The sequence below is a fragment of the Streptosporangium roseum DSM 43021 genome (genome assembly GCF_000024865.1).
GTDB classification, from domain to species: Bacteria; Actinomycetota; Actinomycetes; order Streptosporangiales; family Streptosporangiaceae; genus Streptosporangium; species Streptosporangium roseum.
In genome coordinates this window covers 2548712-2565523 of the sequence record NC_013595.1, presented here as the reverse complement: position 1 = coordinate 2565523, position 16812 = coordinate 2548712, and the positions used below count along the sequence as shown (strand labels likewise).

Below are 16812 nucleotides of genomic sequence, written 5' to 3'. Positions count from 1 at the left end.
AACGGTCCCCAAGAGGCGGGCGGGACGTCAGGCGAGGCGGGTGCCCAGGACGCGGGCGAGGTTGCCGCCCAGGATGAGGTCGCGGTCGGTCTCGGCGAGGGGTGCCAGGGCGACCCGGCCGAGGCCGACGCGGAGGTCCAGGAAGCAGGCGTCGGAGCCGTACACCACCCGCTCCGCCCCGGCGAGCGCGGCCAGGCGGGAGATCCAGCGGCCGGTGATCTTCGATCCGCAGACCTCCAGCAGCACACCGGGGTGGTCGGCCACCAGCCGGGCCGCGCGCGCGAAGCCGTACGGCCAGAGCCCGGTGTGCCCCATCAGCAGCGGCACCTCCGGATGGCGCGCCGCCACGGTGGCGAACTGCGCGGGATCGCTCCAGGGCGAGTCGGTCTGGCCGTGTGCGAGCACCGGCAGCCCGAGGGCGAACACCGGCTCGTAGAGCGGGTCGTCCAGGCGGCAGTAATGCACGTCGGGGTGGAGCTTGACGCCCCAGACGCCCGGCCGGTCGGTCAGCGGCGTGCGGTGGTGGGGGTTGTAGACCTGCCAGACGCCGAACCTGCCGGGGTGCTCGGCCGCCGCCTCGAAGGCGCGCCGGTTGCCCTCCACCGCGTCCGGCCCGACGCCGAGCAGGTCGCTGATTCCCATCGCGGCGATGCCGATCCGGTCCATCGTCGCCACCAGCCCCCCTGCCGAAGGGTCGGGGATGAGGAAGTCGGGCCAGGCGCCGATGTGGCCGTGGGCGTCGAGAATCACATCAGCCTCCGCAGGGTGCCCGAGGCGATCAGCTCGACCTCGCCGGCCTCGAGTTCCAGGTGGTCGAGGAGGAAGCGGGGCCCGCAGTCGTCGAGCACGGGCGCGCCCGTGCCGAACACCAGCCGGTCCGCGCCGTACCGCTCGGCCAGCCACTCGACTCCGCGCTGGGTGTTGACCGTGCCGATCTCCAGCCAGAGGTTCGGGATCGCCTCCATCAGTTCGGCGACGGCGCGCAGCCGCCGGTAGCCCGGGTTGAGCAGGAGCACGCGCAGGTCCGGGAGCTCGGCCGCCAGGGTACGCAGCCCGGCGGGCGAGGTCTCCTCCAGGTCGACGGCCACCGTCAGGTCGCGGGCGGCCATCGCCGCCAGCCAGCGCAGCGCGACGGGCCCGGTCAGCTCGAACCTGTGCCGTTCCGGGCAGAGCCGGACGATCCGGACGTCCCAGTCGAGGACCTCGTCCAGGGCCGCCGGGGCCCCGGCTCCGGGCACCCCCGGCACCACCACGGGCACCGGGATCAACCGGGGGTCACCGAGGGCGAACAGCGCCTCGTTCCCGGCCGCCGGGTCGGCGTACAGGCTCAGGGTGTGGGTGACGCAGGCGGCCTCGATGCCCAGCCGGTCCATGTCCGGCCGCGGATCCGCGGGCAGATCGTCGAACGGCACGGGCCCGACCAGGCGATGGGCGTCGACCACCGGGAGAGCGACCAATTTCGGCACAGACCGAAATCTTTCCAGACGGAGTAATGGTCGTCAATAGTCCCGCGACCGGATCAGGAAGCGCGTCATAGACATTACGGCCGGGGCCGTTATAGCTTTCGCGCGAACCAACTACTCGGGAGGCACGCATGATCCCCCGCCGTCGATTCATCCGGCTCGCCGCGGGCTCGGTCGCCACGGGCGCCGTCGCCGCGGTCATCCCGGCCGCATCCGCCCACGGAGCAACCGGGCAGCCCGAGGGAACGCTCACCGATCTCGGCCCCGCGAGCGTCACCAACGCCCTGGGGAACGCCGAGTTCGCCGGCGACGTCCTCTACGCCGCCACCCGGGGGCTGTCCCCCAACGTGGTGGGCTCCTACGACCTGGCCGCGGACGCGGTCACCGCCCATTTCGACATCCCCACCGGCATCGGCGTGTGGGCGATGTGCGCCACCGGCACCGACGTGTACGTCGGCACCCACGGCGGCGACTCCGACCTCTACCGGCTCGACACCCGCACCGGCGCCGTCACCAAAGCGGCCGGCTACTCCGACGACTACATCTGGGCCATGGCGGCCTCGCCCGACGGCAAGGTCTACATGGGGCTGTCCCCGACCGGCCGGGTGGTCGAGTACGACCCGGCCACCGGCACGAGCCGCGACCTGGGCGTCGCGACGCCGGGCGAGCAGTACGTGCGCAGCGTCGCCGCCGACGCCACCACCGTCTACGCGGGCGTCGGCGCGCACGCCCATCTGGTGGCGATCGACCGCGCCACCGGCGCGAAGCGGGAGATCCTCCCGGCGGAGCTGGCGAGCCGGGACTTCGTGGCGAGCATGGCCATCTCCGACACCCACCTCGCGGCGGGCATCTCGTCGTCCGGCGAGGTGCTCGTGCTGTCCACCTCCGACCCCGCCGACCACCGGATCCTCAAGGCGACCGCGGCCGGGGAGAAGTACGTGACCTCGGTGGTCATCCACGACGGATACGTCTACTTCGCCGGCAGGCCGTCGGGCGCCCTGTACCGGTGCCCGCTGTCCGGCGGCGAGGTCGAGTCGCTCGGCGTGGCCTACCCCGAGGCCGCCACCCACCGGCTCCTGGTCCACGACGGCCGCGTCTACGGCGTCCAGGACGGCGCGGTCTTCGTCTACGATCCGGCGACCGGCTCGCTGGAGTACCGCAATCTCGTCCAGCGCGGCTTCCGGGCCGCCCCCGAGCAGCCGATGTCCGTGCACTCCGACGGCCGCCGCGTCTACGTGGGAGGGAAGGGCGGCGCGGACATCCACGACGTGGCCGCGGGGACCCGTACCCGGCTGGGCGTCCCGGGCGAGCCGAAGACGGCGCTGACGCTCAAGGACACCACGTATCTCGGCGTCTACACCCAGGGCCTGCTCTACGCCCACCGGGCCGGCGAGAGCTCGGCACGGCTGCTGGCCCGCACCGGCAACCAGCAGGACCGGCCGCGCGACCTGGCCTACGACGCCCTGACCGGGCTGATCGTGATGCCCACCCAGCCCGAGCCCGGCCACATCAACGGGGCGCTGTCGCTCTACTCCCCGCGCACCGGGAAGTTCGACACCTACCGGCCGGTCGTCGAGCGCCAGAGCGTGTACTCGGTGGCCACCCGGCGCGGCACGGCCTACCTCGGCACGAACGTCCAGGAGGGCCTCGGGCTGCCCCCGGTGACCACCACGGCCCGCCTGGCGGCCTTCGACCTGCGAGGACGCAAGCTCCTCTGGGAGCTCGAACCGGTGCCCGGCGCACGGTACGTCGCCGCCCTCGGGCAGACCCCCCTGGCCCTGTACGGCCTGACCAACACCGGCGTGCTGTTCGAGTACGACTTCCGGCGCCGCCGGGTCACCCGGACCGCCAAGGTCGCCGGCCGCGGAGGCGAGCTCGTCGTCACCGGGGCGGTGGCCTACGGCACCGACGGTGACAGCGTCTACAAGGTCGACCTGCTCCGGCTCACCACGACGACGATCGCCGACGGCCTGGCGGGCGAGTGGTTCGGCGGGGAGCCGAAGCTCTCCCTCGACCCGTCGGGCCGCGCGCTGTACGGCCTGCGTGGCCGCAACCTCGTCCGCATCGCGATCTCCGGCCGGCGCTGACCGGGACCGGAGACCTCCACGCCGTCGTGGCCACAGAGCGTGCCGTGGCCACGACGGCGTGGAGATCCGGCCGCCGTGGCCACAGAGCGTGCCGTGGCCACGACGGCGTGGAGATCCGGCCGCCGTGACAGGACGGCGTAGGGATCCGGCCGCCGTGACACGACGGCGCGGGGATCCGGCCGCCGTGACACGACGGCGCGGAGGCGCGGCCCGCCGGCGCTACCGCCGTGTCACGGCGGCGGCCGTCGTCGCGCGCGGGCTCACGGTGTGACGTCCAGGGCGGGGCAGCCCGGGTCCAGGCGGACCAGTGCCAGGTCACGGCCGACGAGCGTCCAGGCGTTCCACGAGTGCGGCTCGAAGGCCAGCTGCGGGTTGGTGTACCACTCGTCCCCCAGCCCGGTGGCGACGAGCTTGGGCTCGGCGAGGTCCGGGCCGAGCTGGTGGACGTTGCCGCCGCCGAAGTAGGTGGAGGCGAACACCTTTCCCCGGTGGACGTACAGCTCGCCGTACCCGGTCAGGGGACCCTGCCGGGTCACCGTGCGGGTGGCGAGGTCCATGACGAACCAGCCCGCGTTGCGCTTGAAAACGCCGTACAGCAGGCCGCGGTGGACGATGACGTCCTGGATCGTACGGTTGCCGGGGACGGGCGTGACCTGCCAGAGCACCTTCCGGGTGCGCAGGTCGAAGGCCGCCACGGCCGCCGCGCTCCGGGTGGGCGGCGTGCCGCCCCCGCCCAGCACGTCGGCTCCGAGGTAGGCGATCCCGCGGTCGACGGTGAGGCTCATCAGGCTCTGGTCCGGGACGACGTCGTGGTAGACGTCCATCTTCCCGGTGTCCGGGTCGAGCAGCGTGAGCGCGCCCGACAGGTCCGCGCCGAGGGGCGCCGAGGCGATGAGCAGCAGCCCGCTACGCGGGTCGTACTCCATGTCCCAGGGCCGTTTCTGCCCGTGCCCGAGGTAGCCGAGGCTCCGGATCCGGTCGTTGCGGGGGTCGAGCTCGATGATCTGCCCGCTCGGGTAGAGCGCGGCGTAGATCTTGTGGTTGCGGAGCAGCATGGCCTTGGGCTCGCCCGGTACCCGGATCCTGCGGTGGGCCCCGGTCCGCAGGTCGCGGACCTCGACGGCCCAGTGGCCGGCGACGTAGAGCGCCTTGCGCGGGTCGAGCAGGATGGACTGCGGCCGCTCCGGCCCCGCGGGGATCCCGGCGTCGAGCAGCTCGGTGAACTCCGACGTGCCGGTGCGCAGGTCCATCGACCACACGCCGCCGCTGCCGGCGAAGCCGACGAGCGTGTGCTCGTCGGTCAGGGCGAGCGCGCGGTGCTCGTCACCCGGCGAGGGAGGGGTGCCGATCTCGGTGAGGGCGGTGTCGCCCGTGCGGTAGCGGTAGATCGCGCCGTAGGGCCGGGAGGAGAGGTAGGCCGTGCCGTCGGCCGCGACGGTGATCGCGTCCAGGCTGGTCACGCCGAGGTCGAGGACCCGGGCGTCGCTCCCGTCCTTGCGCACGTCGACGAGGAAGGTGCCGCTCCCGGCCAGCAGCCGGTCGCCGTAGTCGGCCAGCACGCCGAATCCCGCGGGCTTGGCTCCGAGCCCGGCCGGGGTGATGTCGCGGACGACCCCGTCCGCCCGGCCGATCGCCAGCAGCTTGCCCTTGTCGAGCAGGCCGGCGTAGACGTTGGCGGCGTCCGCGGCGATCGAGCGGACGTAGCGCTCGCCGGCCGCGAGGACACCGTAGTTGCGCACCGCGCCGGTGGCCGGCGAGTACTCCCACACCCGGCCGTCGCTGTAGGTGCCGGCGTAGATCGTGCCGTCGGGCGCCGTGGTCAGGCTCCACACGAACCCGCCCTTGCGGCCGAACGAGTGCAGGTGCTCGACCTCACCGGTCGCGGGGTCGAACCGGTACAGGTCAGGCACCGGGTAGGTGCCGATGTAGATCTTCCCGCCGGACACGGTCATGGCCCACGCGCCCTCGGGCTCGCCGTCGGCGGGACCGTCGGGCAGCGGGACGGACCGGACCACCTTGCGGGTGACGAGGTCGAACTCGGCGACGATCGGCGGCTTCAGGCCGCGGGTGACCACGTAGCCGCGGCCTCCGTGCAGGACGGCGCCGACGATGGCGCCGGTGGTCGTGGCCGGGCCGAAGGTCTGGACGCCGGGGCCGGCACAGCGCGCCGGGGGCGCGCCGGAGGACGCCGCGGCGGCCTGGACCGGGGACGTGAGCGGCAGGGCGAGGGCGAGAGCGGTCAGGACGGTCAGAACGATCCAGCGCGCCGGATGGGGACGCGGCATGGCCGTACCTCCTCAGTGGGTGGGGGGTCTCGCTCGATGGGCGGGAGGTCGCGGCGAGGCGGGCTCGCGCGGCCGGGGGCGGCTCGGGTCCGCGGGGCGGCACGCTCAGGAGCGCGCCGCCGCCGTGCCGCGAGTTCATTGTTGTTCGATTTGGGCCCCGACCGTAATTTTTTGAGCATCCGCTGTCAACAGTCTTTCCCTGGTTTGATGCTTGTGGAACGCAAGAAAGGCAATTATGGTCAAGACCGCTATGGAAAACTGGGAGAACGGACCGTTGCCGGCATGACAGCTTTCGACGCGGAGGGCCTGATCGGGGACCTCACGGTGACCCTCGACGTCGACGTACTCGTCGGCGCCTACCCCGACCGCGACGGCCCGCCCGGCACCCCGGACGGGGTGCGCGAGACGCTCGCCCGGCACCGGACCACGGCCGGCGCGGTGGCCGGGCTGCGCGCCGCGCTGTTCGACGTGCGCTCCGGCAACGACGAGATCCTCGCACTGGACCACCCCGAGCTGCTCCCGGTCGGCGTCGTCGACCTCCGCGACCCGGTCGGCGCGGGCGGGGAGCTGGAACGGCTCGCGGGCGCCGGAGCGCGCGCGGTCCGGCTCTTCCCCGACGAGCAGGGCGTCGAGGCGGACTTCCCCTCGGTACGGCACGTCGCGCGGCGGGCGACCGGTCTCGGGCTGGCCATCCTCACCGGCGGGGACGTGCGGCGCTTCTGGCGTCCTTTCGCCGGGCTCGGCGCCCGGGTGGTGTTCCTGGACACGCACTTCTACCACCTCGGCGACTTCCTCGTGACGGCCGCCGACGAGCCCGGTTTCCACACCTCCACCCGGCTGCTCAACTCCCCCGACGCGCTGGAGACCGCCGCCGGGCACGTCGGCGCCGAGCGCCTCCTGTACGGCTCGCGCACCCCCCTCTCCGAGCCGCTCGTGCCCCTGCTGCGCCTGGCCACCAGCGGGCTCACGCCCGCCGAGGTGGCGGGCGTCGCGGGCGGCAACGCCCGCCGCCTGCTCGGCCTGGAGGCACAGTCATGATCATCGATGTGCACGCCCACTGGGGACCGTGGTTCTTCACCATGGACGTGGCGGAGGTGAACCTCGCGGTCATGGACCGCTACGGCATCGACCTGGCCGTGGTGTCCGCCACCGAGGCGGTCATCTACGACGCCCCCTCCGGCAACCGGGCACTCGCCTCCGTCCTGGAGCGCACGGACCGGCTCTACGGCTACGTGACGGTCAACCCCCGGCGGCTCGCCGACGCCGAGCGGGACCTGCGCGAGTACCTGCCGACCGGCCGGTTCGTCGGCGCCAAGATCCACACCGACTACACCGGGTCACCCGTGACCTCCCCCCAGATGCGTGAGGCGCTGGCCATGCTGGCCGAGCTGGACTGCCCCGCGCTCGTGCACACCTGGGACTCCTCCGTGCTGGACCTCGCGCAGGCGTGTCTCGACCTGCCCGGCCTGCGGGCGATCGCGGGCCACATGGGGGCGACCGGGTGGCGGCACGCGATCGAGGCGGCCCGCGCCTGCGACCGCCTCCACCTCGAACCCTGCTGGTCCCACGCGCCCGCCGGCCGGTTCGCCGAGGTCGCCGCCGCCGTCGACGCCCGGCAGCTGCTCTTCGGCACCGACGCCACGTTGATCGACCCCGCCTCCGCGTTCGGCGCGGTCGCGGCGGCCGGGCTCACCGGCGAGACCGCCGAGCGGGTCGCCTGGCGCAACGCCGCCGACCTGTTCGGTATCAAGATCCCGCCCGGTCACGGCTCCCCGCCGGTGCCCCCGGAACGGTAGGGGTCCGCGCGGCGACGCCCGCCCCGGTCCCGGTCCCGGGCCCGGGACCGGGAAGAGATCACTCCCCCGTGGCGACCAACACTTCCGAAATCAACCAGCCCGTAGATCATCACGCGATAACGTCGTTTCGGGCGCACCCGGAGGGCGCCCGAGGCTCCAACGACAAGGACAGTCATGCGTGTATCCGTGATCGGTTGCGGCCACCTCGGCGCTCCGCACGCCGCCGCGATGGCGGAACTCGGCCACGAGGTGATCGGTGTCGAGCTGGACCCCGACAAGTGCAGGGCTCTCAGCGCCGGTACGGCACCCTTCTACGAGGCGGATTTCGAGGAGTTGCTGGTCCGGCACACCTCCTCCGGCCGGCTCCGCTTCACCACCGACCTGGCCGAGGCCGCGAGCTTCGCCGACCTGCATTTCATCGCGGTCGGCACGCCGCTGCGCGAGGACGGGCGCGGCTACGACGTGTCCCAGGTGATCGGCGCGGTGCGGTCGCTGGTCCCGCTGCTGCACAGGCCGGCCACGATCGTCGGCAAGAGCACCGTGACGGTCGGCACCGTCGCCCGGATCCAGGAGGTCATCGACGCCGGCGCGCAGGTTCCCGGCGTGGACCTGGTCTGGAACCCGGAATTCCTGCGCGAGGGCTACGCCGTGCAGGACTCCCTGTTCCCCGACCGGATCGTGGCCGGACTGACCTCCCCGCGGGCCCGCGCGGCGATCGAGGAGGTGTACGCGCAGATCCTCGACCGCGGGGTGGCGTTGATCCTCACGGACCCGCCCACGGCAGAGGTGATCAAGTCGGCCGCGAACGCGTTCCTGACCACCAAGATCTCATTCATCAACGCGATGGCCGAGGTGTGCGAGTTCGTCGGCGCGGACGTGAACACGGTCGCCCATGCGATCGGCCTCGACAAGCGGATCGGGCCCGGCGGGATGCGACCGGGCATCGGCTACGGCGGCGGGTGCCTGCCCAAGGACGTGGCGGCCTTCACGCACCGCGTCGGCGAGCTGGGTGCCCAGCACGCGCACGGGCTCCTGGCGGCCGTCGAGTCGGTCAACGCCGGCCGGCCCCTGGCGGCAGTCGAGCTGATCGAGAAGGCGCACGGCGGCCCGATCAGCGGTCGCGTCGCGCTCCTCGGAGCGGCGTTCAAGGCGGGCACCAGCGACGTGCGCGACTCGCCCGCCCTGCGTCTGGCCGTGCGGCTGGCCGAGCGCGGCGCGGTACCGGTCATCTACGACCCCGAAGCTCTCGCCGCCGCCCGCGCGCTGCACCCGGAATTCACCTACGCCGACACCGCGGAGCAGGCCGTCTCCGGTGCCGAGCTCGTCGTGCTCGCCACGGAGTGGCCGGAGCTCACCGCCGACCCCAAGCTCCCCGAGGACGCGGCCGGCCTGGTGCGCCGCCGGGTGCTGGTGGACGTGCGCAACGCCGTCGAGCCCGGTCCGTGGCTCGCCGCCGGCTGGGAGGTCTGGCAGCTCGGCCGCAAGCCCCAGCGCCCGTAGCAGGCCTCGCCGCCCGGCCTCAGGAGGTCCGGGCGGCACCGGTCGCGAAAGGCGCCAGGAGCGCCCGGTCCTCCGCCAGGTCCGGGCCGTACGGGTCGTGGGCGTGGCTGTCCGGGATCCGCCCCTCGGCGGCGGCCAGCCAGAGCATGCGCTGGACGTAGCCCTCCATCGGCTCGGTGAAGGTGGCGGCGGCGAGCCGGTCGAGCCGCGCGGACGCCCGTTCGAACCCGCGCAGGTCGGAGCCGGCGAAGGCGGTCATCACCTCCGCCGTGACCTCCACCGCCGCCGCGGCGATGCCCACCAGGGCGGCCTCGGCCCCCCACAGCAGCGACGGGCCGAACATCCGGTCCTCGCCCGTGATGGGGAGCCTGCCCGCCTCGCGGGTGACGGCGATCGCCTCCTGGCAGCCCATCGCGTCCGACAGCAGCGCCGTCTTCAGCCCGGCCACCCCGGGGTGGCCGACCAGCCGGCGCAGGACGCCGGGCGGGTAGGGCCTGACGTAGAGGTCGAAGGCGATCATCGGCAGGCCGGTCGCGCGCCAGATCGCGTCGTGGGCGGTCCAGGGGTCGTCGGAGGGGAAGACCATGACGGCGTCCGCGCCGAGGCCGGCCGCGACCCGGGCCTCGGCCACCATCCGGTCGACGGCCCCGCCGGCGTGCCCCACCGCACCGGAACCGGACGGGCCGGCCGTATCGGAGGAGCCCCCCGTACCGGACGGGTCTCCCGTACCGGACGGGTTCGCCGTACCGGGTGAGCCGCCGACGCCCACGATCACCGGCACGCCCGTCGCGACGGCCCTGCCGATCACGCCCGCGCGGACCTCCGGCGCGAGGAAGGGGCCGCGTCCGGTGTGCGCGAGCACGGCCAGGCCGCCGGCCCCGTCGGCGACCAGGCCGGCCAGGTAGTCGCCGACCAGGTCGAGGTCCACCTCACCGGCCGCGGTCATGGGGGTGGCCGCCGCCGCGACCAGAGTGCCGCGCAGCCGGTCGCGCAGCTCCGCCGCCCGTGAATCGATGTCCATCCGGCGAGCTTATTTCAGGCCGGTCATGGCGATGCTGTTGACCAGGTAGCGCTGGAGCAGGGCGAAGACGAGCAGGCAGGGCAGCACCGAGATCGTCGCGGAGGCCATCAGCACGGCCAGCGGGACCTCCTCGCCCCGCAGCGTGGTCAGGCCGACCGTCAGCGTGCGCATCGCGTCGCCCTGCGCGGCGACGAGCGGCCACAGGAAGTCGTTCCAGTGCCACAGGAAGACGAAGACCCCCAGCGTGGCGAGGATCGGCTTGGTGAGCGGCAAGACGATCCGCCAGTAGACCAGCCACTCGGAGGCGCCGTCCACCCGGGCCGCGTCGAACAGCTCGTCCGGCAGGTCCTTGATGAACTGGCGCATCAGGAAGACGGCCTGGGAGCTGGCGAGCGTGGGGACGATCAGGCCCCAGTAGGTGTCGATCCCGCCCAGGTCGGAGACCAGCACGAACGTCGGGATCAGCGTGGCCTGGAAGGGCACCATCATCGTCGCGAGGAAGGCCCACAGCAGGGCGTCCCGGCCGGGGAAGCGCTTCTTGGCGAAGGCGTAGCCCGCCATCGACGCCGTGATCAGGATGATCACCACGGAGACGAGCGCGTAGATCAGCGAGTTCATCGTCCACCCGAGGAACCCGGAGGCCGACAGTGTCCGCGCGAGGTTGTCGAAGGTCAGCTCAGAGGGCCACTGCGCGGGCACCGTCGGGCTGCCCGCGGGCGAGAGCGCCACCACGAGCATCACCAGGAACGGGCTGACCGTGAGGATCGAGACCAGGCCGAGCAGGACCGTCAGCGGCCACTTCCCGAACGTAGGGCGCCGCGCGGGGAGCGCCGTCTTCTTCGCCGTGGCGGTGGGGCGGGAGGCGGTGATCGTCATGAGGTCCCCCGGTCGAGCAGACGGCGCTGGATCAGCGAGACGATCAGGACCACCGCGAACAGCACCATGCCCAGGGTCGCCGCGTAGCCGAAGTCGAAGAACTTGAAGCCCTGTTCGTAGAGGCCGTAGATGAGGGTGTAGCTGGCCCGGGCCGGCCCCCCTCCGGTCATCACGTAGATGGTGTCGAAGGTCTGGAAGGCCCCGATGGTCTCGATGATCAGGACGAAGAACAGGGCGGGCCGCAGCAGCGGCAGCGTGATCCGGCGGAAGCGCTGCCAGGCGTTCGCCCCGTCGACGCGGGCCGCCTCCAGGTAGGAGCCGGGAATGGACTTCAGGCCGGCGAGCAGGATCAGCATGGAGTAGCCGAACCCCTTCCAGACCGAGACCACCGCCAGGGCGGGCAGCACCAGCGAGGACTGCTCCAGGAATCCGACCGGGCCCAGGTCCACCTTGGCCAGCAGCCCGTTCAGCAGGCCGTCGAACTCGTAGATCCAGCGCCAGATCACCCCGGCCAGCACGAAGCTCGTCACGTAGGGCAGGAACAGCATCCCGCGGAACAGCCCCTTCGCGTGGATCGCCGCGTTGAGCATCAGGGCGGTGCCGAGGGAGACCAGCATGGTCAGCGGGACGTAGACCGCCACGTAGAGCAGCGTGGTGCGCAGGCTGGCCAGGAAGAGCGGATCGTCCAGGAGCCTGGCGTAGTTGTCGACCCCGACGAAGCTCCATTCTCCGCTGACCTTGTAGTCCGTCAGGCTCATGCCCGCCGCCCCCAGCGTGGGGACGAACCGGAAGATCACGAAGAGCACCAGCATCGGCAGGACGAACAGCAGCCCCGTCATGGGATCTCGCAACCGCTGTCGCACAGGTCACACCTCTCAGTCGGACCTCCCCGCCGTGTACGGCACGGCGGGGAGATGCATGGTTGGGCTCAGCCGCCGCTGGCCAGCAGCGTGTTGGCCTCCTGCGCGGCCGCGTCAAGAGCCGTCTTCGCGTCCTCCTTGCCGAGCAGCGCCGCCTGGATGTGCGGCGTGATCAGCGCCATCACCTGCCGGGCCTTGGGGTGGGTGTCACCGGGGAAGGCGAACTCCAGCGACTTGGCGAACTCCGTGGCCTCCGGCGACTGCCCCGGCACGGTCGCGTCGGTGCGCGCGGGGAAGAAGCCGGACTCCTTGGCGAGGTCGGCCGCCACCTCGGGCGAGGAGAGATACTCGGCGAACTTCCTGGCCTCGGCCTGCTGGGGGGAGTGCTTGGCCAGCACCAGCCCGCCGGGGATGCCGAACGCCACGCGCTTGCTGCCCTCCAGCGGCAGCCCGATCCCGACGTTCTCGGCGCCGATCGCGGCACCGAGCTGGACCGCCTGGAGCGCGGTCGCCGCGTGGTACATGGCGGTCTTGCCGGACGCCAGCGGGCCGCCCTCGATCTCGTTGGTCTTGGTCGCGGCGTTCTCGGGGATCCCGCCGGCGGCCTTGAGGTCGAGCAGGAGCTGCAGGGCCGCCACGCCCTCCGGGCCGTTGAAGGCGACGGACTTGCCGTTCTGGGCGAACACGCTGCCGCCGTTGGACCACAGCATCGGGTAGAAGCTCTGGTTGAGGCTGATCTCGGGAGCCCCCGGGTAGTCCAGGACGGCGACCTTCTTGGCCGCCAGCTTGGGCGCGGCCTCCTTGAGCGCGGCCCAGGTGCCGGGCACCTCGGAGACCCCGGCGTCGGCGAAGGCCTTCTTGTTGTAGATCGGCGCCGTGATCGTCTGGTAGATCGGCACGCCGTACAGCTTGCCGTCCACCGTCAGGGCGTTCAGCGCCGCGGGCAGGTAGGCCGACTTGGCGGGGGCCACGAGATCGTCGAGCGCGACGAGCGAGCCCTGCTGGGCGTACTGCGGGATCTGGTCGGGGCCGAGGACGACCAGGTCGAAGCCCTTCTTGGCGGCCAGCGCCGTCGTGACCTTCTCCTGGCGGCCCTCCCAGGGCTGCAGGTCGATCTTGAGGTCGACGGCGGGGTTCGCCGTCTCGAAGCCCTTCTCGACCTTGGCCCAGAACGCCTGGCTCTTGGCCTGGTCGGAGATGACGGGATACATCCACATGGTGACCGTGCTCTTGCCCGACCCGGAGTCGGAGCCGGATCCACATCCGGCGAGCACGACTCCCAGGGCGGCCGCGAGGCCGGCAGCGGCGACCTTCCTCATCGGCGCCTTCCTTTCCTTATTGCTAATACCGGTCTAGACCGAAACCTAGTCACCTGGTGAAAGGCGGGTCAATGCCTGAAATACGAACGTAACTAACGGCCAAGGCCGGTACCCGATGGGTGATCACCGGCCGAACCCGGCGGCCACCGCGTCGACGTGCTCGTCGGTGTAGTGCTCGTTCCAGTCGATGACCAGCAGGTTCTCCGCCACCAGGCGTTCGGCCTCGGGACACGGCGCGGGCGGACCGTCCAGCGGGAAGCGCGAGGTGCCGTAGACGGGCCCGTCCCACACCGGGGCCCGGTTGAGTGGCTCGACCAGGTAACCGGCCCTGGCGGGGATCCCGGCGCCGGCCAGGCGCTCGGCCAGCTCCGGTGCTCCCCCGCCGGGCAGCACCAGCGGGAACAGCCACCAGGCATGCCCCTCGGGGTCCGGCAGGCGGACCCCGTCCAGCCCGTCCAGGGCCTTCAGCAGCCGCGCGGCGGTGCGCCTGCGGGCCTCGACCACCCCGGGCAGCTTCACGAGCTGGGCGCGGGCGACCGCCGCCTGCAGCTCGGTCATGCGGTAGTTGAGCCCGAAGCTCACATGATGGCGGCCGACGGCCCTGTCCCAGCCCTTGTCGGCGAAGAGCCGCATCGTGTGGGCCAGCCGGTCGTCATCGGTGATCACCAGGCCGCCGTCGCCGCAGGTGATGTGCTTCCACTGCTGGAGGCTGAAACAGCCGACCTGCCCCACCGTGCCGACCGGGTGCCCGCCGGGCGACGTGGCCAGCCACGCCTGGGCGCAGTCCTCGATCAGGGTCAGGCCGTGCTCGTCGGCCAGGGCACGCAGCTCGGCCGTCCGGGCCGGGGCGCCGAACAGGTGGACGGCCATGATCGCGCGGGTGCGCGGGCCGATGAGCGCCTCCACCGCGCCGGGATCGAGATTCCCGGTCACCGGATCGACGTCTGCGAAGACAGGGACGGCGTTCTGCGCCAAGATAGGGGCCACCGTGCCGAAGTCGGTCAGCGGGGTCGTGATGATCTCGTCTCCGGGGTCGGGCGCGGCGGCCACGACGGCCAGATGGAGGGCCGCGGTGCCGGAGCTGCAGGCGATGGCGTGGCGGGAGCCGTACAGCTCCGCCATCTCACGCTCCAGCGCTCGCGCCTCGGTCCCCCACACGGAGCTGAGCATCCCGGAACGGATCACCCGTTCCGCGGCCGCCACCTCCTCGTCGCCGAGTGTCCGTCCGTCCGATCCGGCCATGCTGGGAAATGTCAGAGCCAACGAGCACCTCACAAAAGGTAGGGTCAGACCACAAAGCGGTCTTGACCGTAATAGGGAATGGAGAGGCCTGGGTGGGCATCGTCATCGGAGTCGTCGGCCCCCATGATCTGGTTGACGAGGTGGCCGCCACCTGCGAGGAGCAGCTGGGGGTGAGCGCCTTGCGGCTGGACTACGACCACGAGTCGCAGGCGCCCGCGATCGTGGAGGCCCACGCCGCGTCGGTCGAGGGATGGCTCTTCACCGGCATCGTGCCCTACATGCTTGCACGCGACGCCGACGTGCTGTCGCGGCCGGCCTCCTTCGTGGACTACTCCGGCGCCACCCTGCTCAGCGCGCTCGTCCGCCTCCAGCACGAGGGGCAGGACGTGACCCGGCTGTCCATCGACACCCTGGCCCCCGCCGACATCGTGGCGACCTTCGCCGAGGCGGGCCTGCCCACCGAGGAGATCCGGACCCTCCCCTACCGCCAGGGGATGAGCTCGAAGAAGGCCGTCGCGTTCCACCGCCGGGGCCGGGAACACGCCGTGGTCACCTGCCTCAGCTCGGTCCACGAGGCGCTGCGCGGGGAGATGCACGTGCTGCGCCTGGCCCCGTCGGTCCACTCGGTCCGCGTCGCCCTGCGCCAGCTCCTGCTGTCGGCCGAGGGACAGGCCCAGGAGGACGCGCAGATCGCGCTGGGGCTGATCGAGGTGGAGAGCGAGGAGGGCCTGCTGCGCGAGGCCGCCGCGCTGGGCGGCACGCTGGCCGCCTTCCGCGGCGGCACCCACCTGCTCGTCACCACGCGCGGCCCGCTCTCCGACGCGACGGGGGGCTTCTCCTCGCTGCCCATGCTGTCGCGCCTGGCGAGCCACAACCAGGTCGTGCGGGTGGGGTTCGGGCTGGGGCGCAGCGCGGCGGAGGCCGAGAGCCTGGCACGCCGCGCCCTCGCCCGCGCCCGCCGCATCGGCGAGGTGGCCGCGGTACTGTCGCTCCGCGCCGACACCGACATCGTGCTCGAATCGGTCACCGCCGCGCCGGCGGGTGGCAAGAGCCTCAACGTGATCGCGCGCCGGGTGGGGCTGTCGGTCCCGACGCTGGAGAAGCTGATCGAGGCTCGGGCCGCCGTGGGCGACGAGCCGCTCACCACCCGTGAGATCGCCGAGCGCCTGGGGGTGCAGCAGCGGACGGCCCGCCGGATGCTGCACCGCCTGGAGCTGTCGGGGCTCGCCGAGCGCACCGGCAACCTTTCCAGCGGTTCGAGCGGCCGTCCGCTGACGATGTACCGGCTGACCCTCTAGCCCAGCCACCGGTCGAGGCCCTCGGCGACGAAGTCGTCGTCACGCAGCCAGGGGTAGGCCGCCCAGATCCGGTCGATCTCGGCGAGCTGGCCCGGCGACAGGTCCTCGGCCGGGTCCAGGCACCAGCGCCCGGCGAGCAGGCCCTGGCGCCGCAGCACCTCGTGGATGCCCGGGATGCAGCCGTGGAAGCCGCCGGCCACGTCGAAGATGGCCGCGTTCGCGTCGGTGAGATGACCGTCGAGGGTCAGCAGGCGCCGCACGGCCACGTCGTCGCCGGCGCGGGCGCGCTTCGCCTCCTCCAGCAGCTCGACCGCGCGCCGCACCCAGACCGCCCACTGGCCGAGCAGCCCGCCGACGAACTCCAGCTCGACCTCGCGGCCGTCGACGACGACCCGGTGGGGGGTGATGAGGTCGGCGAGGATGTGGTCGTCGTTGCCCGTGTAGAGCGCGACCTCGCCCTCCCGGCCCGCGCGGCAGACGCCGTGCAGGACGTCCAGCGTCCGGTAGCGGTCGAAGGGCGCCACCTTGATCCCGACCACCGCGTCGATCGAGGCCAGCTCTGTCCAGAAGTTCCGCGACAGCTGCCTGCCGCCCACCGCGGGCTGGAGGTAGAAGCCGATGACGGGAAGGACCTCCCCCACCGCGCGCGCCCGTTCGATCAGCTCGTCCTCGTCGAGATCCCGGGCGGGGCTGAGCAGGACCATGTGGTAGCCGAGCGACGCGGCCAGCTCGGCCTCGGCCACGGCCTGGGCGGTGGGGCCGGTGGCCCCGGCCACGAGGAGCACCTCCCGGTCGTACTCGCGGGCGGTCTCGGCCGCCAGTTCGAGCACCGGGGGCAGCAGCGGGGTGCCGTGGATGGCGAACTGCGTCGTGTGCACCCCGACGGCCAGTCCCCCCGCCCCCGCCTCGACGTAGTAGCGGGTCAGCGCCCGTTGGCGCCGCTCGTCCAGCCGGCGCTCGCCGGTCAGCGCCAGCGGGTGGGCCGGGATCACACATCCCCGCCGGAACAGATCATGCACGGACGCGTGCGTCCCAGGTGCCGTGCTCAGCACGTGCCATCCCCCT

At 72.5% G+C, this 16812-nt stretch carries 14 protein-coding genes; 5 read left to right on the top strand and 9 right to left on the bottom strand.

Annotated elements, in window-relative coordinates; translation table 11 throughout:
• Positions 1-27: 27 nt before the first annotated feature.
• The gene (locus tag SROS_RS11500) at positions 28-750 is read right to left on the bottom strand and encodes an amidohydrolase family protein (protein ID WP_012889099.1); all 723 of its coding nucleotides are present in this window, start codon (positions 748-750) and stop codon (positions 28-30) included.
• On the bottom strand, positions 747-1466 hold the full coding sequence (locus SROS_RS11495; protein ID WP_012889098.1) for an amidohydrolase family protein: 720 nt from the start codon (positions 1464-1466) through the stop codon (positions 747-749). Before SROS_RS11495 ends, SROS_RS11500 begins: the two co-directional genes overlap by 4 nt.
• 128 nt (positions 1467-1594) lie before the next feature.
• Here SROS_RS11495 and SROS_RS11490 point away from each other — a divergent pair, with 128 nt between their 5' ends.
• Positions 1595-3550: a PQQ-binding-like beta-propeller repeat protein gene (locus tag SROS_RS11490; RefSeq protein ID WP_012889097.1), complete on the top strand. Its 1956-nt coding sequence runs from the start codon at positions 1595-1597 to the stop codon at positions 3548-3550.
• Positions 3551-3810: 260 nt separating this feature from the next.
• Here SROS_RS11490 and SROS_RS11485 read toward each other — a convergent pair whose 3' ends face one another.
• Positions 3811-5835: a PQQ-binding-like beta-propeller repeat protein gene (locus SROS_RS11485; RefSeq protein ID WP_012889096.1), complete on the bottom strand. Its 2025-nt coding sequence runs from the start codon at positions 5833-5835 to the stop codon at positions 3811-3813.
• A 282-nt stretch (positions 5836-6117) separates the two neighbouring features.
• Between SROS_RS11485 and SROS_RS11480 the strand changes: the two genes are divergently transcribed.
• The 3 genes from SROS_RS11480 to SROS_RS11470 all read left to right on the top strand — a co-directional run bounded on the left by SROS_RS11480 (position 6118) and on the right by SROS_RS11470 (position 9131).
• Complete coding sequence (locus SROS_RS11480) at positions 6118-6873, top strand: amidohydrolase family protein (RefSeq protein WP_043651828.1); 756 nt, start codon at positions 6118-6120, stop codon at positions 6871-6873.
• Complete coding sequence (locus SROS_RS11475; RefSeq protein WP_012889094.1) at positions 6870-7631, top strand: amidohydrolase family protein; 762 nt, start codon at positions 6870-6872, stop codon at positions 7629-7631. The genes SROS_RS11480 and SROS_RS11475 overlap by 4 nt, the downstream gene beginning before the upstream one ends.
• A 174-nt stretch (positions 7632-7805) precedes the next feature.
• A complete protein-coding gene (locus tag SROS_RS11470) occupies positions 7806-9131 on the top strand; it encodes a UDP-glucose dehydrogenase family protein (RefSeq protein WP_012889093.1) in 1326 nt (441 codons plus the stop codon).
• A 19-nt stretch (positions 9132-9150) separates the two neighbouring features.
• On the opposite strand, the gene SROS_RS11465 is transcribed toward SROS_RS11470, so the two are convergent.
• From SROS_RS11465 to SROS_RS11445, 5 genes are all read right to left on the bottom strand, one after another.
• Complete coding sequence (locus SROS_RS11465) at positions 9151-10152, bottom strand: dihydrodipicolinate synthase family protein (RefSeq protein ID WP_012889092.1); 1002 nt, start codon at positions 10150-10152, stop codon at positions 9151-9153.
• 9 nt (positions 10153-10161) lie between these two features.
• Positions 10162-11028 (bottom strand): carbohydrate ABC transporter permease, encoded by an 867-nt coding sequence (locus SROS_RS11460; protein WP_012889091.1) that lies wholly within the window; start codon positions 11026-11028, stop codon positions 10162-10164.
• On the bottom strand, positions 11025-11891 hold the full coding sequence (locus SROS_RS11455) for a carbohydrate ABC transporter permease (protein ID WP_012889090.1): 867 nt from the start codon (positions 11889-11891) through the stop codon (positions 11025-11027). The genes SROS_RS11460 and SROS_RS11455 overlap by 4 nt, the downstream gene beginning before the upstream one ends.
• Before the next feature lie 65 nt (positions 11892-11956).
• On the bottom strand, positions 11957-13207 hold the full coding sequence (locus SROS_RS11450; protein ID WP_012889089.1) for an extracellular solute-binding protein: 1251 nt from the start codon (positions 13205-13207) through the stop codon (positions 11957-11959).
• Between the two features lie 123 nt (positions 13208-13330).
• On the bottom strand, positions 13331-14449 hold the full coding sequence (locus SROS_RS11445; protein WP_043651825.1) for a DegT/DnrJ/EryC1/StrS family aminotransferase: 1119 nt from the start codon (positions 14447-14449) through the stop codon (positions 13331-13333).
• Positions 14450-14541: 92 nt separating this feature from the next.
• Between SROS_RS11445 and SROS_RS11440 the strand changes: the two genes are divergently transcribed.
• On the top strand, positions 14542-15747 hold the full coding sequence (locus SROS_RS11440) for a response regulator (protein ID WP_012889087.1): 1206 nt from the start codon (positions 14542-14544) through the stop codon (positions 15745-15747).
• On the opposite strand, the gene SROS_RS11435 is transcribed toward SROS_RS11440, so the two are convergent.
• A complete protein-coding gene (locus SROS_RS11435) occupies positions 15744-16766 on the bottom strand; it encodes a dihydrodipicolinate synthase family protein (protein WP_043651822.1) in 1023 nt (340 codons plus the stop codon). The genes SROS_RS11440 and SROS_RS11435 overlap by 4 nt on opposite strands.
• Between the last annotated feature and the right edge of the window lie 46 nt (positions 16767-16812).